The sequence below is a fragment of the Chelatococcus caeni genome, assembly GCF_014196925.1.
Lineage (GTDB): Bacteria > Pseudomonadota > Alphaproteobacteria > Rhizobiales > Beijerinckiaceae > Chelatococcus_A > Chelatococcus_A caeni.
Genome location: NZ_JACIEN010000001.1, coordinates 431319 through 456624 on the forward strand (window position 1 = coordinate 431319; position 25306 = coordinate 456624).

30 protein-coding genes are annotated in these 25306 nt (G+C 71.6%); 23 read left to right on the forward strand and 7 right to left on the reverse strand.

Annotated features, from left to right (window positions below):
• Nucleotides 1-107 precede the first annotated feature (107 nt).
• Genes GGR16_RS02145 through GGR16_RS02155 form a run of 3 tightly spaced genes read left to right on the forward strand, consistent with a single transcriptional unit; the run spans nt 108 to nt 2939 of the window.
• The gene (locus GGR16_RS02145) at nt 108-1913 is read left to right on the forward strand and encodes an ATP-binding protein (RefSeq protein ID WP_183315581.1); all 1806 of its coding nucleotides are present in this window, start codon (nt 108-110) and stop codon (nt 1911-1913) included.
• Nucleotides 1906-2589 carry a peptidoglycan-binding protein gene (locus tag GGR16_RS26485; RefSeq protein WP_183315582.1) on the forward strand — a complete coding sequence of 228 codons (684 nt, stop codon included), beginning with the start codon at nt 1906-1908 and terminating at the stop codon, nt 2587-2589. The genes GGR16_RS02145 and GGR16_RS26485 overlap by 8 nt, the downstream gene beginning before the upstream one ends.
• Before the next feature lie 5 nt (nt 2590-2594).
• Nucleotides 2595-2939 carry a DUF1491 family protein gene (locus GGR16_RS02155; RefSeq protein ID WP_026014821.1) on the forward strand — a complete coding sequence of 115 codons (345 nt, stop codon included), beginning with the start codon at nt 2595-2597 and terminating at the stop codon, nt 2937-2939.
• Nucleotides 2940-2966: 27 nt separating this feature from the next.
• Here the strand turns inward: GGR16_RS02155 and GGR16_RS02160 are convergent, their stop codons facing one another.
• Nucleotides 2967-4091 carry a DUF2336 domain-containing protein gene (locus GGR16_RS02160; protein WP_183315583.1) on the reverse strand — a complete coding sequence of 375 codons (1125 nt, stop codon included), beginning with the start codon at nt 4089-4091 and terminating at the stop codon, nt 2967-2969.
• Nucleotides 4092-4268: 177 nt separating this feature from the next.
• Between GGR16_RS02160 and GGR16_RS02165 the strand changes: the two genes are divergently transcribed.
• Nucleotides 4269-4499 carry a hypothetical protein gene (locus GGR16_RS02165; protein WP_026014820.1) on the forward strand — a complete coding sequence of 77 codons (231 nt, stop codon included), beginning with the start codon at nt 4269-4271 and terminating at the stop codon, nt 4497-4499.
• Nucleotides 4500-4505: 6 nt separating this feature from the next.
• Here the strand turns inward: GGR16_RS02165 and GGR16_RS02170 are convergent, their stop codons facing one another.
• From GGR16_RS02170 to GGR16_RS02180, 3 genes are all read right to left on the reverse strand, one after another.
• Entirely contained in the window at nt 4506-5066 is a 561-nt protein-coding gene (locus tag GGR16_RS02170; protein ID WP_019400429.1) for a DUF1254 domain-containing protein, read from the reverse strand.
• On the reverse strand, nt 5063-5632 hold the full coding sequence (locus GGR16_RS02175; RefSeq protein WP_183315584.1) for a DUF1214 domain-containing protein: 570 nt from the start codon (nt 5630-5632) through the stop codon (nt 5063-5065). Before GGR16_RS02175 ends, GGR16_RS02170 begins: the two co-directional genes overlap by 4 nt.
• 117 nt (nt 5633-5749) lie before the next feature.
• On the reverse strand, nt 5750-7936 hold the full coding sequence (locus GGR16_RS02180; RefSeq protein ID WP_210289447.1) for a transglycosylase domain-containing protein: 2187 nt from the start codon (nt 7934-7936) through the stop codon (nt 5750-5752).
• A 192-nt stretch (nt 7937-8128) separates the two neighbouring features.
• On the opposite strand from GGR16_RS02180, the gene GGR16_RS02185 reads away from it, so the two are divergent.
• Complete coding sequence (locus tag GGR16_RS02185) at nt 8129-8614, forward strand: YcgN family cysteine cluster protein (RefSeq protein WP_019400426.1); 486 nt, start codon at nt 8129-8131, stop codon at nt 8612-8614.
• Between the two features lie 149 nt (nt 8615-8763).
• Here the strand turns inward: GGR16_RS02185 and GGR16_RS02190 are convergent, their stop codons facing one another.
• Nucleotides 8764-9222 (reverse strand): GFA family protein, encoded by a 459-nt coding sequence (locus tag GGR16_RS02190; protein ID WP_183315586.1) that lies wholly within the window; start codon nt 9220-9222, stop codon nt 8764-8766.
• A gap of 101 nt (nt 9223-9323) precedes the next feature.
• Nucleotides 9324-10100 (reverse strand): L,D-transpeptidase, encoded by a 777-nt coding sequence (locus GGR16_RS02195; RefSeq protein ID WP_019400424.1) that lies wholly within the window; start codon nt 10098-10100, stop codon nt 9324-9326.
• Nucleotides 10101-10546: 446 nt separating this feature from the next.
• Here GGR16_RS02195 and GGR16_RS02200 point away from each other — a divergent pair, with 446 nt between their 5' ends.
• Genes GGR16_RS02200 through GGR16_RS02230 form a run of 7 tightly spaced genes read left to right on the forward strand, consistent with a single transcriptional unit; the run spans nt 10547 to nt 15575 of the window.
• On the forward strand, nt 10547-10933 hold the full coding sequence (locus GGR16_RS02200; RefSeq protein ID WP_083861181.1) for a hypothetical protein: 387 nt from the start codon (nt 10547-10549) through the stop codon (nt 10931-10933).
• A complete protein-coding gene (locus GGR16_RS02205) occupies nt 10851-12173 on the forward strand; it encodes a DNA-packaging protein (RefSeq protein WP_053193783.1) in 1323 nt (440 codons plus the stop codon). Before GGR16_RS02200 ends, GGR16_RS02205 begins: the two co-directional genes overlap by 83 nt.
• Nucleotides 12174-12195: 22 nt before the next feature.
• A complete protein-coding gene (locus GGR16_RS02210; RefSeq protein WP_183315587.1) occupies nt 12196-13407 on the forward strand; it encodes a phage portal protein in 1212 nt (403 codons plus the stop codon).
• Between the two features lie 8 nt (nt 13408-13415).
• Nucleotides 13416-13607, forward strand: coding sequence for a hypothetical protein (locus GGR16_RS02215; protein ID WP_055459110.1), 192 nt, complete (start codon nt 13416-13418; stop codon nt 13605-13607).
• Nucleotides 13604-13783, forward strand: a complete 180-nt coding sequence (locus tag GGR16_RS02220; RefSeq protein WP_183315588.1) for a hypothetical protein — start codon at nt 13604-13606, stop codon at nt 13781-13783. Before GGR16_RS02215 ends, GGR16_RS02220 begins: the two co-directional genes overlap by 4 nt.
• Entirely contained in the window at nt 13780-14340 is a 561-nt protein-coding gene (locus tag GGR16_RS02225) for an HK97 family phage prohead protease (RefSeq protein WP_343059496.1), read from the forward strand. Before GGR16_RS02220 ends, GGR16_RS02225 begins: the two co-directional genes overlap by 4 nt.
• Nucleotides 14337-15575, forward strand: coding sequence for a phage major capsid protein (locus tag GGR16_RS02230; RefSeq protein WP_183315589.1), 1239 nt, complete (start codon nt 14337-14339; stop codon nt 15573-15575). The genes GGR16_RS02225 and GGR16_RS02230 overlap by 4 nt, the downstream gene beginning before the upstream one ends.
• 7 nt (nt 15576-15582) lie before the next feature.
• On the opposite strand, the gene GGR16_RS02235 is transcribed toward GGR16_RS02230, so the two are convergent.
• Nucleotides 15583-16383, reverse strand: a complete 801-nt coding sequence (locus tag GGR16_RS02235; RefSeq protein WP_246372777.1) for a S1 family peptidase — start codon at nt 16381-16383, stop codon at nt 15583-15585.
• Between the two features lie 66 nt (nt 16384-16449).
• On the opposite strand from GGR16_RS02235, the gene GGR16_RS02240 reads away from it, so the two are divergent.
• From GGR16_RS02240 to GGR16_RS02290, 11 genes are read left to right on the forward strand one after another with little or no spacing between them, the layout of a single operon-like run.
• Nucleotides 16450-17004 (forward strand): head-tail connector protein, encoded by a 555-nt coding sequence (locus tag GGR16_RS02240; RefSeq protein WP_183315590.1) that lies wholly within the window; start codon nt 16450-16452, stop codon nt 17002-17004.
• A 1-nt stretch (nt 17005) separates the two neighbouring features.
• Complete coding sequence (locus GGR16_RS02245) at nt 17006-17341, forward strand: phage head closure protein (protein WP_183315591.1); 336 nt, start codon at nt 17006-17008, stop codon at nt 17339-17341.
• Nucleotides 17338-17754, forward strand: coding sequence for a DUF3168 domain-containing protein (locus GGR16_RS02250; RefSeq protein ID WP_019401024.1), 417 nt, complete (start codon nt 17338-17340; stop codon nt 17752-17754). The genes GGR16_RS02245 and GGR16_RS02250 overlap by 4 nt, the downstream gene beginning before the upstream one ends.
• Nucleotides 17755-17789: 35 nt before the next feature.
• Nucleotides 17790-18197, forward strand: coding sequence for a phage major tail protein, TP901-1 family (locus GGR16_RS02255; RefSeq protein ID WP_063187544.1), 408 nt, complete (start codon nt 17790-17792; stop codon nt 18195-18197).
• A 7-nt stretch (nt 18198-18204) separates the two neighbouring features.
• Nucleotides 18205-18537 carry a gene transfer agent family protein gene (locus GGR16_RS02260; protein WP_183315592.1) on the forward strand — a complete coding sequence of 111 codons (333 nt, stop codon included), beginning with the start codon at nt 18205-18207 and terminating at the stop codon, nt 18535-18537.
• Nucleotides 18534-18782, forward strand: coding sequence for a rcc01693 family protein (locus tag GGR16_RS02265; protein ID WP_183315593.1), 249 nt, complete (start codon nt 18534-18536; stop codon nt 18780-18782). The genes GGR16_RS02260 and GGR16_RS02265 overlap by 4 nt, the downstream gene beginning before the upstream one ends.
• Nucleotides 18779-19351 carry a phage tail tape measure protein gene (locus tag GGR16_RS02270; RefSeq protein ID WP_019401028.1) on the forward strand — a complete coding sequence of 191 codons (573 nt, stop codon included), beginning with the start codon at nt 18779-18781 and terminating at the stop codon, nt 19349-19351. Before GGR16_RS02265 ends, GGR16_RS02270 begins: the two co-directional genes overlap by 4 nt.
• Nucleotides 19352-19361: 10 nt before the next feature.
• Complete coding sequence (locus GGR16_RS02275) at nt 19362-20003, forward strand: DUF2460 domain-containing protein (RefSeq protein ID WP_019401029.1); 642 nt, start codon at nt 19362-19364, stop codon at nt 20001-20003.
• 22 nt (nt 20004-20025) lie between these two features.
• A complete protein-coding gene (locus GGR16_RS02280) occupies nt 20026-20919 on the forward strand; it encodes a DUF2163 domain-containing protein (RefSeq protein WP_183315594.1) in 894 nt (297 codons plus the stop codon).
• The gene (locus tag GGR16_RS02285) at nt 20916-21359 is read left to right on the forward strand and encodes an NlpC/P60 family protein (protein ID WP_019401031.1); all 444 of its coding nucleotides are present in this window, start codon (nt 20916-20918) and stop codon (nt 21357-21359) included. The genes GGR16_RS02280 and GGR16_RS02285 overlap by 4 nt, the downstream gene beginning before the upstream one ends.
• On the forward strand, nt 21359-25288 hold the full coding sequence (locus GGR16_RS02290; RefSeq protein WP_183315595.1) for a baseplate multidomain protein megatron: 3930 nt from the start codon (nt 21359-21361) through the stop codon (nt 25286-25288). The genes GGR16_RS02285 and GGR16_RS02290 overlap by 1 nt, the downstream gene beginning before the upstream one ends.
• Nucleotides 25289-25306: the final 18 nt, after the last annotated feature.

Below are 25306 nucleotides of genomic sequence, written 5' to 3' on the forward strand. Positions count from 1 at the left end.
GCGGCGCATTTTCGGCTCGGCCTTTAGGGTTCGCTTAATCGCGGGGTGGCAAGCTGCGGGCACGAGTTGGAGGAGCGCGCGAGGGGCCTCGTGCGGACGTGTGTAGAGTGGCTGCAGCGCAGATCCTGTCGATCCTTCGGGCGCGCATCGGCGTCCTCGTCCACCCGGCGGTCGAGGACGAGGCCGCGCGTCTGCGCCATGTCGACTTCATGCTGACGCGCCTTGCCGCCGGCCTTGCCGCCCTTGCGCTCGTGCCGGTCTATCTCGTCGTCTGGGGTGCGCCGGGGGCCCTGGCGGCGCTCGCCCTGTCCAGCCTCGCCCTGCCGGTCGTCGCGGCCGCGGTCCTCTCCCGCACCGGGCGACTGCTGCCCGCCCATGCCATTTCGTCGCTGGCGCTCGCCGGCCTCATCCTGACCGTCAGCCGCGGCACGGGTGGGATGGCCTCGCCGGCGCTCATTTTCCTGCCGCTGATGCCCCTCGGGGCGCTCGCCTGGGGCGAGCGGGGCGCCGCCCTCGCCGCCGCGGCGATCGCGGCAGCGACGGCCGGCGTCGTGCTCGCCGCCGAATCGCTCGCCGGTCCCGCCGCCAGCATCCTGTCCCCGCTGGTCGGATGGCCCTTCGCGGCCGCCGTGGCGATCGCCTACACCACCGCCCTCGTGCTCCTTGCCCAGCGACGCGACAGGGAGGGGCGGCGGCGCGAGATGGCGCGCCACGTGCGCGACCGGGCCGTCCTCGGCGCGCTGAACGATCTCGTCACCTGGCATGACACGGCCGGGCAGGTCGTGTTCGCCAGCGAGGCGGCCTGCGCCCTTCTCGGCGAGGCGCCGGAAGGCCTCGGCGGCCGTGGCCTGTTCGAGCGCGTGCACGTGGCGGACCGGCCCGCCTTCCTCAAGGCATTGGCGGATGCGCGCCACACGGCCCGGCCGGTGGAGGTCCGCTATCGCCTGATGACGCCATCGCCCGAGGGGCGCGGCGCGCCCACGGTGCGCTGGGTCGAGATGCGAGCCGCGCCGGCGGATGCGCAGGCGCCCGACGGCTGTGCCGTGATCGCGGTGACGCGCGACGTGAGCGACCAGCGCCAGCGCGAGCTCGAGCTCGAGGAAGCGCGTCGCGCGGCCGTTTCGGCGAGCGAGGCGAAGGACCGCTTCCTGGCCGTCGTCAGCCACGAGCTGCGTACGCCGCTCAATGCCATCATCGGCTTTTCGGAGATGCTGGCGAGCGATTCGCTGTGCCCGGCGGACGAGGCGCGCCGGCGCGAATATGCCGGCATCATCGCCGGGTCCGGCCGGCACCTGCTGGACGTGGTCAATTCCCTGCTCGACGTCTCGCGCATCGAATCGGGCAACTTCACCATCGCGCCGGAGCCGTTCGACCTCGCCGCGCTCGCGCGCGACTGCTGCGACCTCATGGAGGTCAAGGCCCGGGCGGCCGGGGTGTGCATCCGCCGCGAGATCGGCACGGATGCGTGCATGATCGTGGCCGACCCGCGCGCCTGCCGGCAGATCCTCCTCAATCTTCTCGCCAATGCGCTCAAGTTCACCCCGCAGGGGGAGGTCGCGGTGCGGCTCGCCCATCGCGGCGCGCAGGTCGCGCTCGTCGTCAGCGATACCGGCATCGGCATCGCGGAGAGCGACCTGCCGCAGCTCGGCAAGCCTTTCTTTCAGGCGCATTCGTCCTATGATCGGCCGCACGAGGGAGCCGGCCTCGGCTTCTCCGTGGTGCAGGGGCTTGCGGCCCTGCACGGCGGCTCGGTCGAGGTGGCGAGCCGCAGCGGCGAAGGCACGACGGTGACCGTCTCGCTGCCGCGCGACGGCCACTGCGCCCGGCCGACGCCGGCGGCTGCCGTCGAGACCATCGCCCGCCCGCGCGGCACGGTTCACCCCTTCAAGGAAGAGATGAAGAAAAGTGCGTGAAGCCCTCGCCCGTTCGGACCACGATTTCGTGCTCTATGAGCGCCCGCAGGGGCGGACGCAGCAGCGCGGGCGGATCGTTGCCGCCTCGCGGCGAAACGCCTTCGCCAGCCGCCTGATGGGGCTCGTGCTGCACCGCCCGAGCCGCACCCTCGGTGTCGTGCTGGCGGGTGGCTTTGCCGTCGCCGTCGCGGTCAATGCGCTCGTCCTGCAGCCGCGCCCTCATCCCGCGCCGCTCTTCACGGCGCGGGGAAGCGAAGGGCCTGTGCGCACGGCGCCGCCCGCACGGACCGCGCCGCAGCCCGCGGCCGTCGTCGACACGGCCGCGCCGGCGCCCCCCGCGGTGGCGGAGCCCGCGCCGCCGTCGCGCCCCTCGGCCCTCACGCAGCATCTCATGGAAGGAACCGGCGAGGTGATGCCGCGCCCGCGGCCGGCCGACCCGATCGGCGATCTCATCCGCACGGGCCTCGGCGGCGGTGGGGGCGACAAGGCCGTTCTCGACGCGCAGAAGGCGCTCGCCAAGCTCGGCTACGGCGTGACGCCGGACGGCCTGTGGGGTCCCCAGACCCGCCAGGCCATCGAGCAGTTCGAGCGCGACCGCGGCCTGCCCGTGGCCGGCGAGCTCACCGACAAGATGCGCTCCCTGCTCGCGGCGGCAGCCGGCAACGCCGGCCGGTGAGCGGCGTGCGGCTGCGCAGCGACATCTGGGTCTCGGCCTATATGCGCCGCTGCCGCATCGAGGGGGCCTTTGCCTATCTGCGCCGCCGCGGTGCGGAGGAGGCCGGCGCCATCTTCATCAAGCTCGATGCGCTCGACGGCTCGGTGCGGCTCTTCGGCCCGGCGCCGCAATATGCCGTCGAGGACAGGGGCGCGGACCGGCTCTTCATCGAGCTGCCGCTCAAGGGCGACATCCCGGCGCTGGCGGCGGAGGAGAAGCTGCAGCGCGAGATCTCCTTCGATCCCGACCTGTGGGTGGTCGAGGTCGAGGACCGGGCCGGGCGCCATTTCCTGAACGTCGTCGAAGTCTGAGGCCTTCGCCGGGCGCCGCGAGGCCGGTCAGCCCTGCCGACGCACCGGTTCCCTTTCGACCTTCGCGGGCTGCGAGGCGTCCGTCGCCGCGCGCTCCGGCGATCCCGACGGCGCCATCGCCGGCACGTGGCTCGTGCCGCGGCCGCCTGCACGGTCGAGGCGCCTGCCGAGGCAGGCTTCGAGCGCGAGGAGGGCGGTTTCGGCATCGGTGGTGCGGACGCGCTCCGTGAGGGTGAAGACCGTCTCCACCGAACGGGCGATGGTGGGTTCGAGGGTGAGGAAGATGCGCACCGCCTCGTCCGGCGTCAGGCCGGCGACGATGAGTGCCAGCGCCAGAAGCTCGCCGGACGGGTCCGTCAGCACCCGCGCGGCCCCTTCCGCATCGAGCCCGATCGTCGTCGCGATGACGACGCCGAAGCCGAGCCGGTCGTGATCGGAGGCATGGCCGATGAGCGCCCGGGTCACGGCCGACCCGGCGGGGCGCGTACGGCGCGGCGCGACGCGGGCCTGTTCGGCAAGCCGCGCGAGAATATCCTTGCGCTGCCCGGCCGGAGCGAAGGGCAGAAGAGCCGCCGCGTCCAGTGCGGGCAGGTCGGGGCGGGCGAGCAGGGCGCAGGCGAGGGGGGCGTGCTGCCGCGCCCGCGTGGTCAGGTCGCGCAAGACCTCGTCGGGTACGGGGGCGGCGGTATTGCGCGCGATCGCCAGCATGATCGCTTCGTCGCCCAGCGCGGCGAGTTCCCGGACAGTAGCGGCCGGCAGGTCGGCGCGCGTCGCCAGAGCGGGAAGAAGCTGCCGGTCTCCTGACGCCAGCACCTCCCCGCGCCACCGGTCCGGCAGGGTAGGCATCGCCGCGATGACGGCCGCCGCCGCATCGCCGCCGCTGCGCAGGAGTGTCTCGAGCACCGCCCTTGGCGCAGCCGGATGGCCGGCAAGCGCCTGCGCCACGAAGGCGCGGGTATCGGCATCGACGAGGGGGATGAGGCCGCACGCCAATGTGGTGAAGGTCACGATGTCGTCGCCCGAATGGGAGGCGGCGTCGAGAAACAGCCGTGTATGGACGCGCAGCAGCGTCGGGCGAGCCTCGGCCGCGCCCGAGCCGGCGAGGTCGGCCAGGCCCGACAGATCACGATCGCGCAGCGAAGACTCGTCCATGAGGGTGAAACAAAACTGTGAACGCGGCGTTCGATAATGGCAGCCCCTGCTTAGCGTCGGGTTAACCATCGCGGGCCGGGCCGTCGCGCAGGACGCGTCAACGATTTGTTAACCTTGACGAATGCTTAATGCCGACGATGTCGGCGTGGGGATTCTCGAACCGGCTTGGAGGGCGAAATGAGCGACATCGCCGGCCACAGTGGAGACAATCTCGTCGCCTTTCCGATGGCACGCCGCCTCGAACGCGCACCGGCTCCGCCGGAGGAGTGCGGCACGATCCTGCTGTTCACGGGCGTGCGCTACAGCCGCTGGGGCAGCGACGATGCCGATCCCGCCGGCCGCTCTGGCGGCGGCGCGACGCCGGGACGCTCGCAGCGGACCGGGCGCAGCCTCGTCCGCGGATCCTGAGCCCGGCTAGTCGGCTTCGCCCATGCACTCCATCGCCGCCGCGCGCTCGCGCGCCTCGGGCAGGCCGCTCGGGTAGGCGGCGAGCGCCCGCACCACCACCAGCCCCTGCATTCGCGGCGAGACGAAGCGCAGCTCCTGGCTCGCCTCGTCACCGCGCCCCGTGGCCAGCGCCTCGTCGTGCTGCTGGCGGGTCATCACGATGAGGGACACGACGCCGTCCACCGCCGTGCGATCGGTGACGGAATAGAGGACGGTGCCGTCGCGCCCGTGGACGGAGAGGGAGCCGAAGCCCTCCGGCATCGGCGCCGAGACGCGCAGCGGCGCATCGGTGATGTCGAATGCACACACCGCCATCGCCACAGCGGGGTCGGCAAACGGTACGCCCCCATCATCCGCCTGCTCGGTGAGAAGCCGCGTCTCGCCGGGAGCGAGCGCCGCGGCATGGCGGTCGTAGGCGCTGTTGCCGGCCAGCGTCGGCATGGCGAGGACGATGGCGAGATGCGTCATGCCGCCGAGCACGAGGCCGGCGGCGAGCGCGATCGCGAAGGAGCCGACAAGGCGTCTCACGTGCAGTCTCCGCGGACGATGCGCGGCATGGCCGCCGGCTCGATGGCCGCCGCATCGGCCGACTGGGGCGAATCATAGAGCCGCAGGGCGAGGACAAAGCGGCCGGCGGGCGGCAGAGGCAGCCAGTTTCCCGGCGATACGCGACGCGAGAGCGCGATCTGCGCTTCGCCGCTCGGCGCCCGCAGCACCTCCGCCGAGGTGAGGCCGGCACGCGGACCGTGCATCCTTCCGGCGGTGTCGTAGACGGTGAGCGTCCAGGCGCGGGCGGCCGGCATGGCGCCGCCGACCCTGTAGCTGCACGCGGCCTGTAGCGGTCGCCCTGCGTCATCCCAGGCGGCGAGGAACTCGAGGCCTTCGCCGGTGCCGAGCGGCAGCGCCCCCGAGCGCACCGTGATCGCGCGTGCGTAAGGATCGACGTCGCGCCCGCCGAGGGCAGGCCACGTGACCCAGGAGCCGACCGACAAGGCGCCGAGCGGTGGGCGGCCGGATGTCGCCCAGTCCGCACTCAGGACGCCGGTGAGGGCGCCGATGGCGAAGGTCATGAGGATGCACAGGATCGCAGGCACGGATCTCGTCGCGTGAGGCCGCCGGGGGAGGGGGGCATACCAGCCCGCCGAGGCCCCCCTCGTCAACCGCTCCGCAGGCGCCTTTCCGGCATCGGCTTGGGTGATCACTGCAGCGTCTCAGGGAAGGGCGATGCGCCCGCCGAGCGCCCGCACGCCGTCCTGCGCCATCTGGGCCGATCCCCCGGCCCGGGCGTCGGTGGCTTGCCGGTCCGGACGCGCCGGCTGGCGCAGGAGGTTGCCGATGCTCTCGATGACTTCGAACGAGCGCCGGGAGAGATTGCCGCCGCTCGACGGGGTGGCGCCGGCATCCTTGTTGTCGCCGGCCTGGGCGACGGCGCCGGCCCCGCCGTCGAGGCCGGGCAGCAGGCCGGTTTCGGCTTCGGAGCCCTGATGCGCGAAGGCCATCACTTCGCGCCAGGTCATCGCCGGCAGGGTGCCGCCGGTCATCCGGTTGGTCGAGGTGTAATCGTCGTTGCCGAACCATACGGCCGTGACGAGACGCCGCGAGTAGCCGACGAACCAGGCGTCGCGATAGGCGTTGGTCGTGCCGGTCTTGCCGGCGGCCTGCAGGCCCTCGATGATGGCGCGGCGGCCGGTGCCGGCCTCCACCACCTTGTTCAGCATGAAATTCATGTCCGCGACCACGGAGGTCGCCACCACCTGCTCGGCCGGCTTCGCATTGGCGTCGTGGCGCCAGATCGTCTCGCCGTGGTTGTTGCGCACGTCGAGCGCGACATAGGGCCGGGCGCGCCGCCCCCCGTTGGCGAGGACGGCATAGCCGGCCGCCATGTCGAGGACCGTCACCTCGGCGGCGCCGATCGGCAGGGAGGTCGTATCCTTCAGCTCGGTCGTCAGCCCCATGGCCCGGCACATCTCGATGATCTTGGCGCGCCCGGCCTTGGCATTGCCCTTGCCGAGCGCCAGCGACATGCGCACCGGAATGGTGTTGATCGAGCGCGCCAGGGCCGAGGTGAGCGGCATCGCCCCGGCATAGGAGCGGGTGTAGTTGTTGGGGCACCAGTTGCCGATGCACACCGGCGCGTCGACGACGGTGCTGTTCGGCTTGTAGAGCCCCGCGGCGAGCGCCGCGGTATAGACGAAGGGCTTGAAGGCGGACCCGGGCTGGCGAAGGGCATCCGTCGCCCGGTTGAACTGGCTCGTGCCGTAGTCGCGGCCGCCAACCATGGCGCGCGCCGCCCCGTCCGGGTCGAGCACGACGATGGCGCCCTGCTTCGCGCCATAGGTCTTGCCGTGCTGGCGCAGGCCGTTTTCGAGGGCTTCCTCCGCGCGCTTCTGGATGGCCGGGTCGAGCGGCGTCTTGACGGTGAGCACGCGTTCGGGGCCGAACAGGCCGTCGCGCGCCATCTTCTGCACCTCGCCGAAGGCCCAGTCGAGATAATAGTCGGGGCTGAGGTCGCGATGCCGGTCCACGGGCGTCGCCGGGTTGCGCCGCGCCGACAGCATCTGGCCTTCGGAGATGAAGCCGGCCTCGACCATGTTGGCGAGCACGTCGTTGGCGCGGGCGCGCGCCGCCGGCAGGTTGACGTGCGGTGCAAAGCGCGTCGGCGCCTTGAAGAGGCCGGCCAGCATCGCCGCCTCCGCGATGCTGATGTCCTTGACGTTCTTGCCGAAGTAGAACTCCGCCGCCGCCGCGACGCCGAAGGTGCCGCCGCCCATATAGGCCCGGTCGAGATACAGCTTGAGGATCTCGTTCTTGGTGAGGCGCGTCTCGAGCCAGACGGCGAGGAAGGCTTCCTTGACCTTGCGCTCGATGGAGCGCTCGTTGTTGAGGAAGAGGTTCTTGGCGAGCTGCTGCGTGATGGACGAGCCGCCCTGCACCACGCCCGAGGCGCGGGCGTTCGCCGACAGGGCGCGCATGGTGCCGATGAAGTCGATGCCGAAATGGCTGTAGAAGCGGCGGTCCTCGGTCGCCAGAACCGCCTTGATCAGGTGGTCGGGCAATTCCTCGAGCTTGAGGGAATCGTCGTGCAGGATGCCCCGCTTGCCGACTTCGTTGCCGTAGCGATCGAGGAAGGTGACGGCCAGCTCCTGCTGCTTCAGCCAGTCCTCGCTCGTCTCGCGGAAGGCGGGCAGGGCGAGCGCCAGCATGACGACGCAACCGGCCGTGCCGATGTTCACGGCCTCGCTGGCGCCTTCGAACGCAAGACGCCAGCCGCCGCGCACGGCGAAACGGTCGAACAGGCTGGAAAAATTCACCCACGCCTCGCCCGCGCGCTGGCCGGCGGTGTAGAGGGAGGCATCGATCCACGAATCGACTGCGAGCGCGGCGCGCTTGATGCGCATCAGAAGCGTCGTCTCGCCGAAGAATGCCACGGTGGTCTACTCTTAAGTCCGGACGCGAATATAAGACGCCGATCCGGCGCCTCATTCTGCTGATAGCAGCACTTATCGTATTGCGCGACGGAGGCTAAAGCAAAAGGTGCATTCGCACATTCAGGACAACGAAAGGGGCGGCCAGAGGCCGGCCGGGCACGCATGAAGGACGACACGCCGTTCTGGCGCCTCAAGACGCTGGAGGAGATGACGGCCGGCGAATGGGAGAGCCTGTGCGACGGCTGCGGCCGCTGCTGCCTCGTCAAGCTGGAGGACGAGGACAGCGGCGACATCCTCTTCACCGACGTCGGCTGCACGCTGCTCGACGGCGAGAGCTGCCGGTGCCGCAACTACCCCGAGCGCCAGGGCATCGTCCCCGATTGCGTGCGCCTGACGCCGGACGTGGTGCGCACGCTCACCTGGCTGCCGCCGACCTGCGCCTATCGCCTGGTGCGCGAGGGAAGCGACCTCTACTGGTGGCATCCGCTCGTCTCGGGCGATCCGGAGACGGTGCACATGGCCGGCGTCTCCGTGCGCGGCCGCGTCTCGGCCAGCGAGGACGACGTCAGCCTCGACGACATCGTCGATTACATCGTGACCTGGCCGATGCGCGTGCCCAAGGCGGCCCGAAGGTCCGGGCCGCGCTAGCTGGGCTGGGGCTTCGCCGTCCGGGCTGGGCGCCCGGACAGGAAACGGGACGAAGAAAACCTTCGCGTCGCTCACCGGCCCTCGAGGCAATGCTGCCCGCTGCCGAAAAGTACCTTGAACGTCAGGCCGGATGCGCGGGGGCTCCTTGCCTACCCCGCCCATTCCGCATAGGCCTTCACCAGTCCTTCATACTGGTCCATTTCCGGGAAGGTCTCGAAGCTCTCCACAGCGCCCGTCTCCGCGAACGGCAGCTTCGCCGATGTGTAGGTTTCCATGAACGGCCGGAACCAGCTGGTATCGTCGAACAGCGTCGGCCGCACGTTGACGAACCAGTCCATGCCCTCCGGCTTCGTGAACATCCACGTCATGCAGTGGCCGCAGAAATAGTGGTGGACATCGGGCCCGTGCAGGCCGCCGATCACCGGATCGCCCTTCGTCACCGCGAAGCCGTCGGCGGGAATGATCGCCGTCAGCGAATAGGCCGAGGACGACATCTTCTGGCAGCCCCGGCAGTGGCAGGCGCTGGTCGCGAGCGGCGGCTTCGTCACGCGGATCTCCACGCGCCCGCAGCGGCACGATCCTGAAAGCGGCAACGGAATCGGTTTCATGGCAATCTCCCGATGTGGGCGACCGGTATAGCCTATCGGGCAGCCTTGTGCCTCCGCCCCGCATGCCGCTTCATCGTATTTCTTCCGTCCTTGCAGAGGCATCAACGCCAGACGGCGATCTGCGCCTGGCCGTCGATCTCGGGAATGTCGGTGACCGCGAGGTCGGGGTTGACGCCATCGTCGCCCGGGAAGGGAGCCACCGCGTCGTTCGATGCCACCCGCGGGCTGCCGGAGCTGAGCACCGTGACCCGCGTGCCGATGGGGACGCGGCGGTGGAGGTCGATGATGTCCTGGTTGATGAGGCGGATGCAGCCGCTCGATACGGACTGGCCGATCGACCACGGCTCGTTGGTGCCGTGGATGCGGTAGAGCGTGTCACGGTCCCCCTGGTACAGATAGAGCGCGCGGGCGCCGAGCGGGTTGTCCATGCCGCCGGGCATGCCGGCCGCCCATTCGGCGAGCTCCGGCTGACGGCGAATCATCGAGGCGGGCGGCGTCCAGGTGGGCCAGGCGGCCTTGCGGCGGATGGTGGCATTGCCGCTCCAGCCGAAGCCCTCGCGTCCCACGCCGACGCCGTAGCGCATGGCCTGTCCGCCCTCCATCACGAGGTAGAGGAAATGGCGGTAGGGATCGACGACGATCGTGCCGGCTTCCTGAGGGCCGGCGAAGGACACCACCTGGCGCAGGAAGGTGGGATTGATCTGCGTGAGGTCGACCGCCGGGACCGAGTAGGGTTCGGTGGTGATCTCGTCATACATGTCGAAGTACATCGGGTCGATGCTGGGCCCCTGCGCTACCGGGGGCGGAGCCGTCGTCGTGCAGGCGGCCAGCGCTGCCGGCGCGCCGATCAGGAACGAGCGGCGGCTGATGGAATGCATGTGATGTCACCTCGATCGTTGCTTTCGGTTCGTATCGAACGTGAAAATGCCGACAATGGGGCCGGGGTGCAGACCCAGCCGGAATGGTGAATGGCCCACGCCGCGCGAAAGTTCCAGGCCGTGGCGGGCCGGACCATGCCCCTGATCGCCTGCCGCGACATTGCACCGAACGCTGAAGACATTTGAACGCCGTGCATTGACCGAACCTTGCGAGGCGCCGGTCGCGCAAGCCCGAACCGTGCTGGATTCACCCGAACGTGAATGCGCGATCGCTTATTAGGAATTTAATCATTGACTTGCGGGCGGTCATAGGATAGTGTTCATGCATGCTCCGGATCTGCGCCCGATGGGCCCCTCCGGTCGGTTCATTCCTTTCCCATCGCCGATGCCGCTTCGCTGCCCTCCGGGGTCGGTCGGAGCATCGTTGCGAACGAGGCAGAACCCGCATGACGACAGATGATGGTGACGCCGCCGGCCGGATGAGCGCCGGCAGAAGCCGCTGCGCCGGCGAGGCGAAGCGGCGCTCGACGCTCGTGGCACGCCTGTGGCGCGCTGCCGAGCGGCAGGTGCGCGAGATCGAGGCGCGGGCGAAGACGGTGCGCGGCGATGCCGCCGGGGCCGAGCGCGATGCCCGGGCGCTGGCGACGCTGGCCCGCACCCTGCGCGAACTGACGGAATTCTCCGCCGAGGCCGGCGGCAAGGCGGCCGGGCGGGAGGGAGACGAGGATGGCGGCGCATTCCGCGAGCTCGATGATTTCCGACGCGAGCTTGCGCGCAAGCTTGATCGACTGCGCGAGGAGCGGGGCGCTGCCGACCCTGCTCAGCCGTTGTGACGAGCCGCTGCTGCGCTGGATCGCGCATCACTGGCCCTTCTTCGCCCGGCCGGACCAGATGCCGCCGCCCGGCGAATGGACGGTCTGGCTGGTGCTCGGCGGGCGCGGCGCGGGCAAGACGCGCACGGGCGCCGAATGGGTGAGGGCGCAGGCCCTCGGCTGCGACGGGGCTCCCGTCTCGCCGATCGCCCTCGTCGGCGAGACGATGGCAGACGTCCGCGACGTCATGGTCGAGGGCGTCTCCGGCCTGCTCGCGGTGCATCCGCGCGACGAGCGGCCGCAATGGATCCCCACCCGCCGCCGGCTCGAATGGCCGAACGGAGCGGTGGCCATGGTCTTCTCGGCGGAGGATCCGGACGCGCTGCGCGGACCGCAGTTCGCCGCGGCCTGGGCGGACGAATTGTGCAAATGGCGCCATGCCGAGGAGACGTGGGACATGCTGCAGTTCGGCCTGCGCCTCGGGACACGCCCGCGCGAGGTCGTCACCACGACGCCCCGTGCCATGCCGCTCCTGAAGCGGCTGATGGGCGATGCGCGCACGGCGCTCTCCCGCGCGGCGACGCACGAAAACGCACTGAACCTGGCGCCCGCCTTCCTCGAGGCGGTGGTCGGCCGCTACGCCGGCACCCGCCTCGGACGGCAGGAACTCGACGGTGAACTCATCGAGGAGAGGGCCGACGCCCTCTGGTCGCGGGCCATGATCGAGGCCGCGCGCATCGACGAGACGCCGCCTCTGGAGCGGGTCGTCGTCGCCGTCGATCCGCCGGCCTCCTCGGGCCGGCGGGCCGACGCCTGCGGCATCGTTGCCGCCGGCTGTGACGGTGCGCGGACGATCTACGTGCTGGAGGATGCGACGCTGCCGCGCGCCAGGCCGCTCGCCTGGGCGGAAGCCGCCATCGCGGCCTATCATCGGCACGAGGCCGACGCCCTCGTCGTCGAGGTCAACCAGGGCGGCGAGATGGCCGCCGCCGTGCTGCGCGACGTCGATCCCACTGTTCCGGTCACCAGCGTCAGGGCAACGCGCGGCAAATACCTGCGGGCCGAGCCCATCGCCGCCTTGTCGGCGCAGGGGCGGCTGAAATTCCGTGGCGCCTTTCCGGCGCTCGAGGACGAGATGACCGATTTCGGGCCGGGCGGCCTGACGAGCGGGCGCTCGCCCGACCGGCTCGACGCGATGGTCTGGGCGGCGACCGCCCTCATCGGCGCCAGCGGCTCGGGGCCGCGCGTGCGCCGCATCTGACTGTTACCCGACGAGAGACGACATGATGGCAGCCTGGATCGACCGCTGGACGCGGCGGCGCGCCCCCGCGCGCCTTGCCGACGCCGTCCCGGAGACGAAAGCCTCGCGCGTTGCGCCCCTTCTCGCGATCTACGGCGTCGGCCGGCCGGTCTGGACGTCGCGCGAGTTCGAGGCGCTCGCCCGCGAGGGCTTTTCGCGCAATCCCGTCGTGCACCGCTGCGTGAAGCTGGTGGCGGAGGCCGCCGCCTCGGTGCCGTGGGTCCTGCACGACGGCGCCACGGAACCCGAGCGGCACCCGCTGCTCGATCTCGTCCGGCGGCCGAACCCGCGCGAGGACGGCGGCTCGTTCCTGGAGAGCCTGTTCAGCCACCTGCTCGTCGCCGGCAATGCCTATGCGGAGGCGGTGTGCATCGGTGAGGCGCCGCGGGAGCTCTACGTGCTGCGGCCCGACCGCATGCGCGTCGTGCCCGGCGGCGACGGCTGGCCCGCGGCCTATGACTATACGGTGGGCGGACGCACGGTGCGCCTGGCGCGCCGCGAGGGCAGCCCCGTCGAACCCGTGCTGCACCTGCGCCTGTTCAATCCCGTCGACGACCACTACGGCCTTTCGCCGATGGAGGCGGCGGCCGGGGCCGTCGACATCCACAATGCCGCAAGCGCCTGGAACAAGGCGCTCCTCGACAACGCCGCCCGTCCCTCGGGCGCGCTCGTCTACAAGGGGCCGGACGGTGTCGGCCTCACCGATGCGCAGTTCGAGCGCCTGAAGGGCGAGCTCGAGCAGCAGTTCCAGGGGCGGGACAATGCCGGCCGGCCATTGCTGCTCGACGGCGGGCTCGACTGGCGGCCGCTGTCGCTGTCGCCGAAGGACATGGACTTCGTGGAGGCCAAGGCCGCGGCGGCGCGGGAGATCGCGCTCGCCTTCGGCGTGCCGCCGATGCTGCTCGGCCTGCCGGGCGACAACACCTACGCGAATTTCGCCGAGGCCAACCGCTCCTTCTGGCGCCAGACGGTCATCCCGCTCGCCCAGCGCGCGGCGGCGAGCGTCGCGCATTGGCTCGCGCCGGCTTTCGGCGGCGAACTGCGCTTCGAGGTCGACCTCGACCGCATCGACGCCCTGGCGGGCGAGCGCGAGGCCCTGTGGCGGCGCATCTCCTCCGCCGATTTCCTGAGCGAGGACGAGAAGCGCGAGGCCGTCGGCTACGGGCGGCGCGAGCGCCTTCCCCAGAACGAATGAGGCCTGCGATGGACGCCGTGACGGACAGCATCATCGCGCGCGGCGACCTCGCCCATCTGGCGCTGTTCCTGTGGGCGAGCGGCGCCTCCGCCATGCTCGCCATCGTGCTGCGCGAGCTCGCGGCGGCGAACCGGCGCTTCGACCATTTCGTGCGCGAGCTCGCGCGCTTCAACAGACGCTATTCGGGAGACGATCCATGAGCCGCAAGCGATCGAACGGCCCGGCGCGCCCGCGCGCCGAGCCGCGGGTGACGGCGCGCGCCGGGGAGACGCGCTTCAAGGAGACGATCGCCGGCTTCGTCCGCACGCTCGAGAGGCTCGACGGCGAGCGCCGCCGCGGCGCGGCGCCTCCCGCTCAACCGGGACCGGCCACGTGAGCGCCGGCGCGATCGTGCCGGGCCCCTCCCGGCCGGACGACGATCCTCTGGTCTTCGAGGGCTATGCGAGCCGCTTCGGCGTGCCGGATCTCGGCCGGGACGTCGTCGAGCGCGGTGCCTTCGCGGCGAGCCTCGCCCGTCGCGGTGCCGGCGGCATCCGCATGCTCTTCCAGCACGATGCCGCCCAGCCCATCGGCACATGGCTGGCCCTGCGCGAGGACGTGCACGGCCTCTTCGTGCGCGGACGGCTCAACGCCGGTGTCGCCCGCGCCCGCGAGATCGCGAGCCTGATCGCGGAGGGCGGCCTCGACGGCCTCTCCATCGGCTTCCGCGCACGGCGGGCGGTCAACGATGCGGCCGGCCGGGTGCGTCGCATCCTCGAGCTCGACCTGTGGGAGATCTCGCTCGTCACCTTCCCCATGCAGCCGGGGGCGCGGGTCATCGCGCGCCCCAGCTACCACAAGGCCGCGGCGCAGGGCGCCGATGCCGGCGGCCTCGCGCGCCTCATCCGGGACGCCGCGCGCCGCATCAATCCAAGCGAAAGGACCCTTGCATGAACGACGCTCCGGAGACGAAGGCGCTCGGCACCGATGTCGGCGCGGCCTTCGAGGATTTCTCGCGTGCCTTCGAGGCTTTCAAGGAGACCAACGATCAGCGCCTCGGCGCGCTGGAAACCCGGCGCCCGGTCGACGTCCTCGTCGAGGAGAAGCTCGCCCGTATCGATGCGGCGCTCGACGAGGCCAGGAGCCGGCTCGACCGGCTGGCCCTCGATGCGCGCCGGCCGCCGCTCGGCGGCGCGAGCGAGCCGGCGGCGCCGCTGGTCGGCGAGCACAAGAGCGCCTTCGACGCCTATGTCCGCACCGGCGAGGCCGGCGGCCTCAAGGCACTGGAGGAAAAGGCGCTCAGCGCCGGCTCCGGTCCCGACGGCGGCTACCTGGTGCCGGCGCAGGTGGAAAGCGAGGTGCTGCGCCGCCTCGCCGCCGTCTCCCCCATCCGCGCCATCGCCTCGGTGCGCGTGATCTCGACCGGCACCTACAAGCGCGCCGTTGCCACGGCGGGGCCGGCTACCGGCTGGGTCGGCGAAGAGGCGCCCCGGCCGCAGACGAGCGGCCCGACGCTCGCCGAGCAGTCCTTCCCGGCCATGGAGCTCTACGCCATGCCGGCCGCGACGCAGACGCTGCTCGACGATGCGGTGGTCGACATCGACGCCTGGCTCGCCGAGGAGGTGGAGACGGCCTTCGCCGAGCAGGAGGGAGCGGCCTTCGTCAACGGCGACGGCATCAACAAGCCCAAGGGCTTCCTCGCCTACGACCGCGTCGCCAACCAGAGCTGGAGCTGGGGCCATATCGGCACCATCGCGACCGGGGTTGCCGGCGCCTTTTGGGAGGAGGCTCCGGCCGACGTGCTCATCGACCTCGTCCACGCGCTCAAGGCGGGCTACCGCCAGAACGCCTCCTTCGTGCTCAACCGCAAGACGCAGAGCGTCATCCGCAGGATGAAGGACGAGGAGGGCCGGTATCTCTGGCAGCCGCCGGCCGGTGCAGGCCAGCAGGCGTCGCTCATGTCCTTCCCCGTCGTCGAGGCCGAGGACATGCCGGACATCGCGGCCGATGCCGCGGCGGTCGCCTTCGGCGACTTCCGGCGCGGCTACCTCGTCGTCGACCGTGCCGGCGTGCGCGTACTGCGCGATCCCTATTCCGCCAAGCCTTACGTGCTCTTCTACACGACGAAGCGCGTCGGCGGCGGCGTGCAGGATTTCGACGCCATCAAGCTGCTGACCTTCTCCGCGTAGGCGGGCGTCACTCGGCCCAGTTGGCCTCGCGTCCCCAGCGCCTGAGCGTGCCGTCGATGAAGGCGCGCTCGGGCGCGACGAGCGTGCCCTGCGTCATCAGCCCGCAACGGTCGCGGCCCTCGCCGCGGGCAAAGCCCGTCACGGCGACGACGAGGCCGGCGGCATCGGCGATGGGGCCGCCGGAATCGCCGTCGCAGGCACCGCCGCGGCGCTTCGGCCCGTTGGCGAGCCAGACGAGGATCCGTCCCGGCCCGTAGGGTTCGACGACGGACATATCGAGCGCGCGGAAGGTGCCGGTGCTGCGGTGGTCGCCCTCGGCGGCGACGCCCCAGCCGCCGAGCGTCATCGGGGCGCCCTCGCGTGGCGCCGCCGCGCGCGACAGGGTCGCCGCCGCGAACGTGGGCGGCAGCGGCTCCGGCAGCCGCACGAGGGCGAGATCGACCGATTGCCGCCGGGCCTTGATGGCGTCACGGTCGTAGCGCGGGTGGATGATGACCTCCCGCGGCACGATCAGCACCGGCTCGCCGGCCCCGTCGCGGAAGTGCACGCGATAGGCGTCCGCCCCCGTCACGCAATGGGCCGCGGTCAGCACCGCATCGGGCGCGAGCACGATGCCGCTGCACACGCCGCCGCGCGCGTTCAGCACCATGACGCTCGCCTCAGCGAGCGGCCCCGCATCCTCCCGCCCGCCGATGACGGCTTCGGCCGGCACCAGTGCGGAGGCCAGAAGGCCGGCGAACACGCAGGTCATCCGGGTGAGCCGCCGGGCGGCGCGGGGCAGGAGCCGTTTCACGAGCAGTCCTTTCATTGGCCGCGCCAGCCTTAGCGGCGGCTCCGGCCGGCGCAAGGGGGTGCGCTCAGTTTCGAGGTTTCCATGACACCCATTCTGCTGGAGCCGCCGGCCGAGGAGCCGGTGCCGCTCGACGAGGCAAAGGCCTTCCTGCGCCTCGACGACACGGCTGAGGACGGGCTCCTCGCGGCGCTCGTCACCTCGGCGCGGCTGACGGTCGAGGCCGTGAGCGGGCTCGCGCTCGTCTCCCAGACCTGGCGCTTCGTGCTCGGTGCCTGGCCCGGGATCGGCGTGCTGCGCCTGCCGATGGCCCCGGTCGATGCCGTGCTGGCCGTGCACGGTCGCGACGCGATCGGTGCCCCGCTCGCCTTGCCGGACGGCATCGTTGCACCCGCCGCCACCGTCGAGCGCGACGCCCTTCTTTTCGGTCGGCTCGCAGCTTCGCCCGCCGCCGTCGAGGTCGATGTGCGGCTCGGCTACGGCGGTGCCGACGACGTGCCCGGGCCGCTGCGCCAGGCCGTGCGCCTGCTGACCGCGCACTGGTTCGAGAACCGGGGCGATGCGCCGGTGGCGGGCAAGCCGCCCTTGCCGCCGGATGTCGTCGCCCTTCTCGCCCCCTGGCGCCGGATGAGGCTGTGACATGGCCGACCTTCCCCTCGGCCGCCTGCGCCACCGTGCGGCGCTGCTGCGGCCGCACGAGACGCCGGACGGCACCGGCGGCGTCGTTCGCGCTTTCGAGCCGGCCGGTCATCTGTGGTGCTCGCTCGACGGCGTGACGGCGGGCAGCGACGAGCGGGAGCACGCCGACCGGCGCGATCTCGCCGCCCGCTTCCGGGCCGAGATGCGCTGGCGCGGCGATGTCGACGGCACCTGCCGCTTCGCCATCGGCGGGCGGTCCTTCGCCGTGCTGTCGGCCGTCGATCCCGACGGGCGCCGGCGCCGGCTCGTATGCACGCTGCAGGAGGTGATGCCGTGAAGCCGTCCCACATCGCGCTGCGCGAGACGATCGTCTCGCGCCTCACTGGCGACGCCGATCTCGTCGCCCGCCTCGGCGGGGCGCGCATCTTCGACGAGACGCCGCGGGGGCTCGACGGCCTCTACTGCGTCATCGGCCCGTGGAAGGCGCGCGACTGGTCGACCGGCACCGATCGAGGTGAGGAGCACGACATCACGCTCACCGTCTGGGCTCGTGCCGGCGGCGCCCGCAGCGCCCTCGAAAGCGCCGGGCGCATCGACGCGCTGCTCAGCGAAGCGTCGCTGCCGCTCGACGGCCACCGGCTCGTGAACCTGCGCACCGTCGAGACCGAGGCGCGCCGCGACGAGCGCGCCGACCGCTCGCGCGTGACGCTGCGCCTCAGGGCGGTGACGGAGCGCCTGCCGGCGCCGTGACGCCGGTGCCATCGACCAATCGGAGACGACACGACATGGGTGCCCAGAAAGGCAAGGACCTGCTGCTGAAGCTCGACATCGGCGGCACTTTCGTCACGGTCGCGGGCCTCAGGGCCCGGCAGATCGCCTTCAACGCCGAGACGGTGGACGTCACGCACGCGGAATCGGCAGGCCGCTGGCGCGAATTGCTCGCCGGTGCCGGCGTGCGCCGGGCCGGCATCAGCGGCTCCGGCATCTTCAAGGACGAGGCGTCCGACGCCTATGTCCGCGAGCTCTTCTTCGACGACGACATCCGCCCCTGGCAGGTCGTGGTGCCGGATTTCGGCACGATCGAGGGGCCTTTCCAGGTCACCGCGCTCGAATACCGCGGCGACCACGCCGGCGAGGTCACCTTCGAGCTCGCGCTCGAATCCGCCGGCGCGCTCGCCTTCTCAACCCTGTGAGGCGGCCATGGCCAATCTGAGACGCGGCGAAATCACGGCCGAGATCGGCGGTGAGACCTTCGTGCTGTGCCTGACGCTCGGGGCGCTGGCCGAGCTGGAGGACGCCTTCGGGGTCGAGGATCTCGCCGGGCTCGGCGAGCGCTTCGCGCGCGGGCGCCTGTCGGCCGGCGACATGATCCGCCTCATCGGCGCCGCCATCCGCGGCGGCGGCCGGGCGATGAGCGACCGGGAGGTCGCGGCTCTGCCGATCGGGCAGGGGCTCGAGAACCTCGCTGCCATCATCGCCCGGTTGCTCGCCGTCACCTTCGGCCCCGGGGAGGCCCTACCGCAAAACCCTTGACCGCCGCAGAGCGCCCTGAAGCCACGGCCGACACGCCCTTTCCGTGGGACGAGGTGCAGGCCTTCGGCTTCGGCGCTCTGCGGCTCGGTCCGGACGCCTTCTGGCGCCTGACGCCACGCGAGATCGCGGCGACGGCGCGTGCCCTCGGCCTCGGCCGCAGCGCCACACCGGCGCGTCGGGATCTCGCCGCGCTGATGCGCGCCTTTCCCGACACGGCCGCCTCAACGGGAGCCATAACGCCATGACGAGTGATCCGCAGGACCTGCGCGTCGACCTCGACGAATTGCGCGAGGCCAACCGGCTGGCGACGAGCTTCGGCGCGGCGCTCGTCAAGGCCTTCTCGTCGAGCGTCGTCGAGGGCCGGCGCTTCGAGGACGTGCTGCGCAGCATCGGCCAGCGCCTCATCGACATTGCCCTCAAAGCCGCCACGAAACCGCTGGAAAGCGCGCTGGGCAGCGGCCTCGAATCCCTGTTCTCGGGCCTGTCGAGCGCCTTGCCCTTTGCCAAGGGCGGCGTGATCTCGCGCGGTCTCGTGCAGCCCTTCGCCCAGGGCGGCGTCGTCGCCGCACCGACCTATTTCCCGCTCGCCGGCGGGCTCGGCCTCATGGGCGAGCGCGGCGCCGAGGCGATCATGCCGCTGGCGCGCGGACCGGACGGCCGGCTCGGCGTGCGCGCCGCCGGTTCGCAGGGCGGACCCGTGGCGCAGGTCACCGTCAACATCAGCACCAACGATGCCGAGAGCTTCCGGCGCTCGGAAGCGCAGGTGTCCGCGGCGCTCGCCCGTGCCGTCGCGCGCGGCCAGCGTGCGCTGTGAGGGAGAGGCGATGAGCTCGTTCCACGAAGTCAGGTTCCCCGTCGACATCTCGCTCGCGAGCAGCGGCGGCCCGGAGCGGCGCACCGACATCGTCCTCCTCGGTTCCGGGCGCGAGAGCCGCAATGCGCGCTGGCACCACGCGCGCCGGCGCTACGAGGCCGGCTACGGCATCAAGACGCTCGACGCCTTGGCGGCGGCCGTGGCCTTCTTCGAGGAGCGGCGCGGCCGGCTCTACGGCTTCCGCTGGCGCGACCGGCTCGACTTCAAGTCGTGCCTGCCGTCGCAGGAGCCTGCGCCGACCGACCAGGCGATCGGGACCGGGGACGGGGAGAGGGCGAGCTTCCAGCTCGTCAAGCAATACGGCGGCGCCCATGCGCCCTATGTGCGCCCCATCACCAAGCCCGTCGACGGCAGCGTCCGCATTGCCGTCGACGGACAGGAACTGACGGCCGGCCTCGATTTCACCTGCAACGCAGTGACCGGCCTCGTCACCTTCGCCGAGGGGCGCATTCCCGCGCCGGATACGGCCGTGACGGCCGGCTATCTGTTCGACGTTCCGGTCCGCTTCGATACCGACCGGCTCGAGGTGGATTTCGCCGCCTTCTCCGCCGGCGCCATCCCGCAGCTGCCGGTGATCGAGATCGTCCCCTGATAGCGTCTTTAAGGACATTGCCATGCGCGATATCGATCCCGCGTTCGCCGAGCATCTTGCGGCGAGCGCGACGACGCTCTGCCATTGCTGGAAGCTGCTGCGCCGCGACGGGGCCGTCTTCGGCTTCACGGATCACGACCGCGATCTCGCCTTCGCCGGTGTCACCTTCGCGGCGCGCAGCGGGCTCGAGCCGTCCGAGGTCTCGGCAGAGCTCGGCTTCGCCGTCGCGACGAGCGAGGTTGCCGGCGCGCTGAGTGCGGTGGCGCTGACCGAGGCCGATATCGTCGGCGGGCTCTATGACGACGCCACCGTCGAGACCTGGCTCGTCAACTGGGCCGATCCGGAGGGGCAGCGCCTCCTCGTCGACGTCGCCTCGATCGGCGAGATCAAGCGCACCGACCATGCCTTTCTCGCCGAACTGCGCGGCATCATGCATCGCCTCGATCAGCCCCAGGGGCGGCTCTATTCGCTCGCCTGCGCCGCCGATCTCGGCGATGTCCGCTGCGGCGTCGACCTGACCCTGCCGGCCTTCCGGGCCGAAGGCGCCGTAACGGCGACGGACGGGCGCCTCGTGGTGCAGGCGCGCGACCTCGGCGACCATGCCGACGGCTGGTTCACCGGCGGGCGGCTGACCTGGACGGGCGGCGCCAACGCCGGTGCCGCCGTGGAGGTCAAGCACCATCGCCGTGACCAAGGGGTGCATCTCCTGACGCTCTGGCACGCGGCGCCGGCGACCATCGGCGAGGGCGACGCCTTCACTGTCACGGCGGGCTGCGACAAGCGCCATGCTACCTGTCGGGACCGCTTCTCCAACACCGTCAACTTCCGGGGTTTCCCCCACATGCCGGGCAACGACTTCGTCGTCACCTACCCGCGCGAAGGCGAGGGGCACGACGGCGGGAGCTTCTTTCGATGAGCGGGGGCGTCGCACGGGCCGCCATCGTTGCCGCGGCGCGCGGCTGGATCGGCACGCCCTACCGCCACCAGGCATCGCTCAAGGGCATCGGCTGCGATTGCCTCGGCCTCGTGCGCGGCGTGTGGCGCGAGGTGGTGGGGCGGGAGCCCGAGGCGGTGCCGCCCTATGCGCCCGACTGGGCCGAGGCCGGCCTGCGCGAGATGATGGCGGAGGCTGGCGAGCGCCATTTCATCCGCATCGCCCCCGCGGATGCCGGCGCCGGCGATGTCCTCCTCTTCCGCTGGCGCGCGCATCTGCCGGCCAAGCATGCGGCCATCATGACGGATGCTGCGGGCATGGTGCATGCCCATGACGGCGCCACCGTCGCCGAGGTGCCGTTGAGCGGCTGGTGGCGGCGCCACCTCGCCTTCGCCTTCCGTTTTCCCGGAGTGACAGACTGATGGCCACCATCGTCCTGCAGGTTGCCGGCGCCGCCCTGGGCGGGCTCGTCGGCGGGCCCGTCGGCGCCATCGTCGGACGGGCGCTCGGCGGCCTCGCCGGGGCCGCCATCGACGGCGCGCTCCTCTCGCGCACCGGAGGCGGCACGCGGCGTGTCGTCGAAGGGCCGCGCCTTCAGGACGTCGACGGCATCACCTCGACGGAAGGCGCGCCCATTCCCCGCGTCTACGGCCGGGCCCGCGTCGGCGGGCAGCTCATCTGGGCGACGCGCCTGAAGGAGGAGGCCGTCACCACCGTGACGCGCACCCCTTCGTCCGGCGGCAAGGGCTCGCCCCCGAAGACGACGACGATCGAGACGACCTACAGCTACTACGCCAACATCGCCATCGGCCTGTGCGAGGGGCCCATCGCCTACATCCGCCGCGCCTGGGCGGACGGCAAGGAGATCGACCTCACGCGCGTCAACATGCGCGTCCACCGCGGCAGCGAGAGCCAGACGCCCGATCCGCTCATCATCGCCAAGGAAGGCGCGGCGAACGCGCCCGCCTACCGCGGCCTCGCCTATGTCGTCTTCGACCACCTGCCGCTCGCGGCCTACGGCAACCGCATTCCGCAATTCTCCTTCGAGGTGGTGCGGCCGGTCGAGGGGCTCGGCAGCGCCATCCGGGCGGTCAACCTCATTCCGGGGGCGAGCGAGTTCGGCTACATGCCCGGCCATGTCACGCAGGTGCTCGGCTTCGGCGCCTCGCGCTCGGAGAACCGCCACCAGCTGATGAACAGCGTGGATGTCGTCGCCTCGCTCGACATGCTGATGGCGCTGTGCCCCAACCTCGAACGCGTCGCGCTCGTCGTCAGCTGGTTCGGCGACGACCTGCGCGTCGGCTCCTGCACCATTGCGCCGCGCGTCGAGACGGCGGCCAAGGCGACCGAGGACGGGCGCGGCCAGCTCCCGTGGCGGGTCTCGTCCCTCACGCGCGAGACGGCGCGCCTCGTCAGCCAGGTGAACGGGCGGCCGGCCTATGGCGGCACGCCGTCGGACGACAGCGTGATCGCGCTCATCCGGCACCTGAAGGCGCGCGGCCTCGGGGTCGTGCTCTATCCGTTCATCATGATGGACGTGCCGGCCGGCAACGGCCTGCCCGATCCCTGGACGGGCGCCGCCGGGCAACCGGCCTATCCCTGGCGCGGGCGCCTCACTTGCCACCCGGCCCCGGGCCGGCCGGGATCGCCGGACGGCGGCCCCGCCGTCGCGGCACAGGTTCAGGCCTTCTTCGGCCATGCCCAGCCGCAGCATTTCACCCGTTCGGGAGACGTCATCTCCTACCAGGGGCCGCCGCAGTGGTCCCTGCGCCGGCAGATCCTGCATTATGCCCATCTCGCGGTGGCGGCGGGCGGCGTCCACGGCTTCGTCATCGGCTCGGAACTCGTGAGCCTGACGCGCCTGCGCGCCGCCTCGGGCCACTATCCGGCGACATCCGCGCTGATCGCACTGGCCGAAGCGGTGCGCGCGGTCGTCGGCCCGGGCACGGCCATCACCTATGCGGCCGACTGGACGGAATACGGCGCCCATGTGCGCGACGACGGCAGGGAGGTGCGCTTCCCGCTCGATCCGCTCTGGGCCTCGCCCGCCATCGACGCGGTGGGCATCGATTTTTACCCGCCGCTGAGCGACTGGCGCGACGGCACCGACCATGCCGATGCGGGAGAGGCGCGTGCCATCTATGACCGCGACTACCTGCGCGGCCGGCTCACCGCCGGCGAGGCCTACGACTGGTATTACGCGAGCGAGGCGGATCGCATCTCCCAGCGCCGCAGCCCCATCACGGACGGCGCCTACGGCAAGCCGTGGCTGTTCCGGCAGAAGGATCTGGCCGGCTGGTGGGCGAATGAACACGTCGAGCGCGTCAATGGCGTCGAGACCGGCCGCACCGCCTGGCAGCCGGGCGCCAAGCCCGTCTGGCTGACGGAGCTCGGCGTCCCCGCCGTCGACAAGGGCACCAATGCGCCGAATGTCTTTCCCGATCCGAAGTCCATCGACGGCGGGCGCCCGCCGTTCTCCTCGGGCGGGCGCGACGACCTCATCCAGGTCCGCGGGGTCGAGGCGATGCTCGCCGTCTATGGCGCGCCGGGAGAGGCCAATCCGCTCTCGCCGGTCTATGGCGGCACCATGGTCGCGCCCGGCCATGCCTTCGTCTGGGCCTGGGACGCGCGGCCTTTCCCCGCCTTTCCCGAACTCACCGGCGTCTGGTCCGACGGGCACAACTGGCAGACCGGCCATTGGCTGACGGGACGGCTGGAGAGCGTGCCGCTCGACCGGCTCGTCGCTGCCGTTTTGCGCGACTTCTCCGTCGACCTGCCGCAGCGGCTCGACATCGACGGCATGGTCGACGGCTATGTCGTCGACCGGACGATGGCGGTCCGGCAGGTGCTGGAGCCGCTGGCGCAGGCCTTCGGCTTCGATGCGCTGGCGAGCGGCGGAGTGCTGCGTTTCGCCATGCATGCGCGCCGCGTCGCGGCGACCCTCGGCGAGGACGATCTGGTGCCGGACGAGAACGGCGCCCTCATCGCCCTGCGCCGCCAGCAGGAGACGGAGCTGCCGCGCGAGGTGCGCATCGGCTACAGCGACAGCGAGCGCGACTTCCGCCGCGCCGCCGCCCGGTCCCGGCGGCTCGCGGGGGAAAGTGAGCGCGAGGCGAGCGCGGACCTTGCGCTGGTCACGCGCGCAAGCGAAGCGGGGCGCCTCGCCGAAATCTGGCTGCAGGACCTGTGGGTGGGGCGCGAGAGCGCGGAGTTCTCGCTCTCGCCGCGGCTCGCCGGCCTCGAAGTCGGTGATATCGTCGCCCTGCCGACGGCGCCGGCGCCACGCAGCTACCAGATCACCCAGCTCACCGATGGCACGGCCCGGCGCGCGGCGGCCCGCAGGCTGGAGCCTTCCGTCTTCTCCTTGCCGGCCGTTTTCCAGCCCTTGCCGGGAAAACCGCCGCCGGTGCTGCCCGGCCGACCGCATGTCGTGGTGCTCGACCTGCCGGCCGCCCTGCAGGACCCGCCGGTTCTGCAATATCTCGCCGCGATCGCCGATCCCTGGCCGGGGCAGGTGGCCGTCTGGCGGTCGAACGACGGAGCGAGCTTTGCCCCGCTCGCCGCGGCGGATCTTCCCGCCGTCATCGGCGAGACGCTCGACCCGTTGCCGCCGGGGCCGGTCTGGCGCTGGGACCGGCAGAACCGGCTGACCATGCGGCTCGGCGGCGGCGTCCTCACCAGCGTCGGCGAAGGCGCGGCCCTGTCCGGTGCGAACCTCATGGCCGTGCGCGGCCCGGACGGCGCTTGGGAGATCATCGCCGCGGCCGATGTCGAGCTCATCGATGCCGACGTCTACCGCGTCGGCCGTCTCCTGCGCGGGCTCGCCGGCTCGGATGCCCTGGCCGCACGGCTCGTGCCCGCCGGCGCGACCGTCGTGCTCCTCGATCGCGCCCTCGTGCCGCTGACGAGCCGGCTCGACGACATCGGCCGCTTTGCCTATTTCCGCGCCGGCCCGGCGACGCTCGACCACGGCGACCCCGCCTATGCCGCCTTCGGCACGGGGGCGACCGATCTCGCGCTGCGGCCTTTCGCGCCGGTGCATCTGAAGGCGCGCCGCATGGCCGAGGGCATCGAGATCTCCTTCATCCGGCGCACGCGCACCAACGGCGACGGGTGGGAACTCGTCGAGGTGCCGCTCGGCGAGGATGTCGAGGCCTACGAGATCGACGTGTTCCGGGATGGCGAGCCCGTGCGCCGCCTGCACGCGGCCGAGCAGCGCGTCCTCTACGCGGCGGAGCAGGAGCTGGCGGATTTCGGCGGCTCCCAGCTCCGCCTCGACATCGCCGTCACGCAGCTCAGCGCCATCGTCGGCCGCGGCTTTGCCCGGCGCGGCGAGATCGAGGTGCGCTGAGCTTTCCCGGTCCGCTCT

Coding starts and splice junctions, on each gene's coding strand:
- GGR16_RS02160 (WP_183315583.1), bottom strand. CDS start 4,091: ATGGACGAGTCTTCGCTGCGCGATCGTGATCTGTCGGGCCTGGCCGAC.
- GGR16_RS02165 (WP_026014820.1), top strand. CDS start 4,269: ATGAGCGACATCGCCGGCCACAGTGGAGACAATCTCGTCGCCTTTCCG.
- GGR16_RS02180 (WP_210289447.1), bottom strand. CDS start 7,936: ATGCGCATCAAGCGCGCCGCGCTCGCAGTCGATTCGTGGATCGATGCC.
- GGR16_RS02185 (WP_019400426.1), top strand. CDS start 8,129: ATGAAGGACGACACGCCGTTCTGGCGCCTCAAGACGCTGGAGGAGATG.
- GGR16_RS02190 (WP_183315586.1), bottom strand. CDS start 9,222: ATGAAACCGATTCCGTTGCCGCTTTCAGGATCGTGCCGCTGCGGGCGC.
- GGR16_RS02195 (WP_019400424.1), bottom strand. CDS start 10,100: ATGCATTCCATCAGCCGCCGCTCGTTCCTGATCGGCGCGCCGGCAGCG.
- GGR16_RS02200 (WP_083861181.1), top strand. CDS start 10,547: ATGACGACAGATGATGGTGACGCCGCCGGCCGGATGAGCGCCGGCAGA.
- GGR16_RS02205 (WP_053193783.1), top strand. CDS start 10,851: ATGATTTCCGACGCGAGCTTGCGCGCAAGCTTGATCGACTGCGCGAGG.
- GGR16_RS02210 (WP_183315587.1), top strand. CDS start 12,196: ATGATGGCAGCCTGGATCGACCGCTGGACGCGGCGGCGCGCCCCCGCG.
- GGR16_RS02215 (WP_055459110.1), top strand. CDS start 13,416: ATGGACGCCGTGACGGACAGCATCATCGCGCGCGGCGACCTCGCCCAT.
- GGR16_RS02220 (WP_183315588.1), top strand. CDS start 13,604: ATGAGCCGCAAGCGATCGAACGGCCCGGCGCGCCCGCGCGCCGAGCCG.
- GGR16_RS02230 (WP_183315589.1), top strand. CDS start 14,337: ATGAACGACGCTCCGGAGACGAAGGCGCTCGGCACCGATGTCGGCGCG.
- GGR16_RS02235 (WP_246372777.1), bottom strand. CDS start 16,383: ATGAAAGGACTGCTCGTGAAACGGCTCCTGCCCCGCGCCGCCCGGCGG.
- GGR16_RS02240 (WP_183315590.1), top strand. CDS start 16,450: ATGACACCCATTCTGCTGGAGCCGCCGGCCGAGGAGCCGGTGCCGCTC.
- GGR16_RS02245 (WP_183315591.1), top strand. CDS start 17,006: ATGGCCGACCTTCCCCTCGGCCGCCTGCGCCACCGTGCGGCGCTGCTG.
- GGR16_RS02255 (WP_063187544.1), top strand. CDS start 17,790: ATGGGTGCCCAGAAAGGCAAGGACCTGCTGCTGAAGCTCGACATCGGC.
- GGR16_RS02260 (WP_183315592.1), top strand. CDS start 18,205: ATGGCCAATCTGAGACGCGGCGAAATCACGGCCGAGATCGGCGGTGAG.
- GGR16_RS02270 (WP_019401028.1), top strand. CDS start 18,779: ATGACGAGTGATCCGCAGGACCTGCGCGTCGACCTCGACGAATTGCGC.
- GGR16_RS02275 (WP_019401029.1), top strand. CDS start 19,362: ATGAGCTCGTTCCACGAAGTCAGGTTCCCCGTCGACATCTCGCTCGCG.
- GGR16_RS02280 (WP_183315594.1), top strand. CDS start 20,026: ATGCGCGATATCGATCCCGCGTTCGCCGAGCATCTTGCGGCGAGCGCG.
- GGR16_RS02285 (WP_019401031.1), top strand. CDS start 20,916: ATGAGCGGGGGCGTCGCACGGGCCGCCATCGTTGCCGCGGCGCGCGGC.
- GGR16_RS02290 (WP_183315595.1), top strand. CDS start 21,359: ATGGCCACCATCGTCCTGCAGGTTGCCGGCGCCGCCCTGGGCGGGCTC.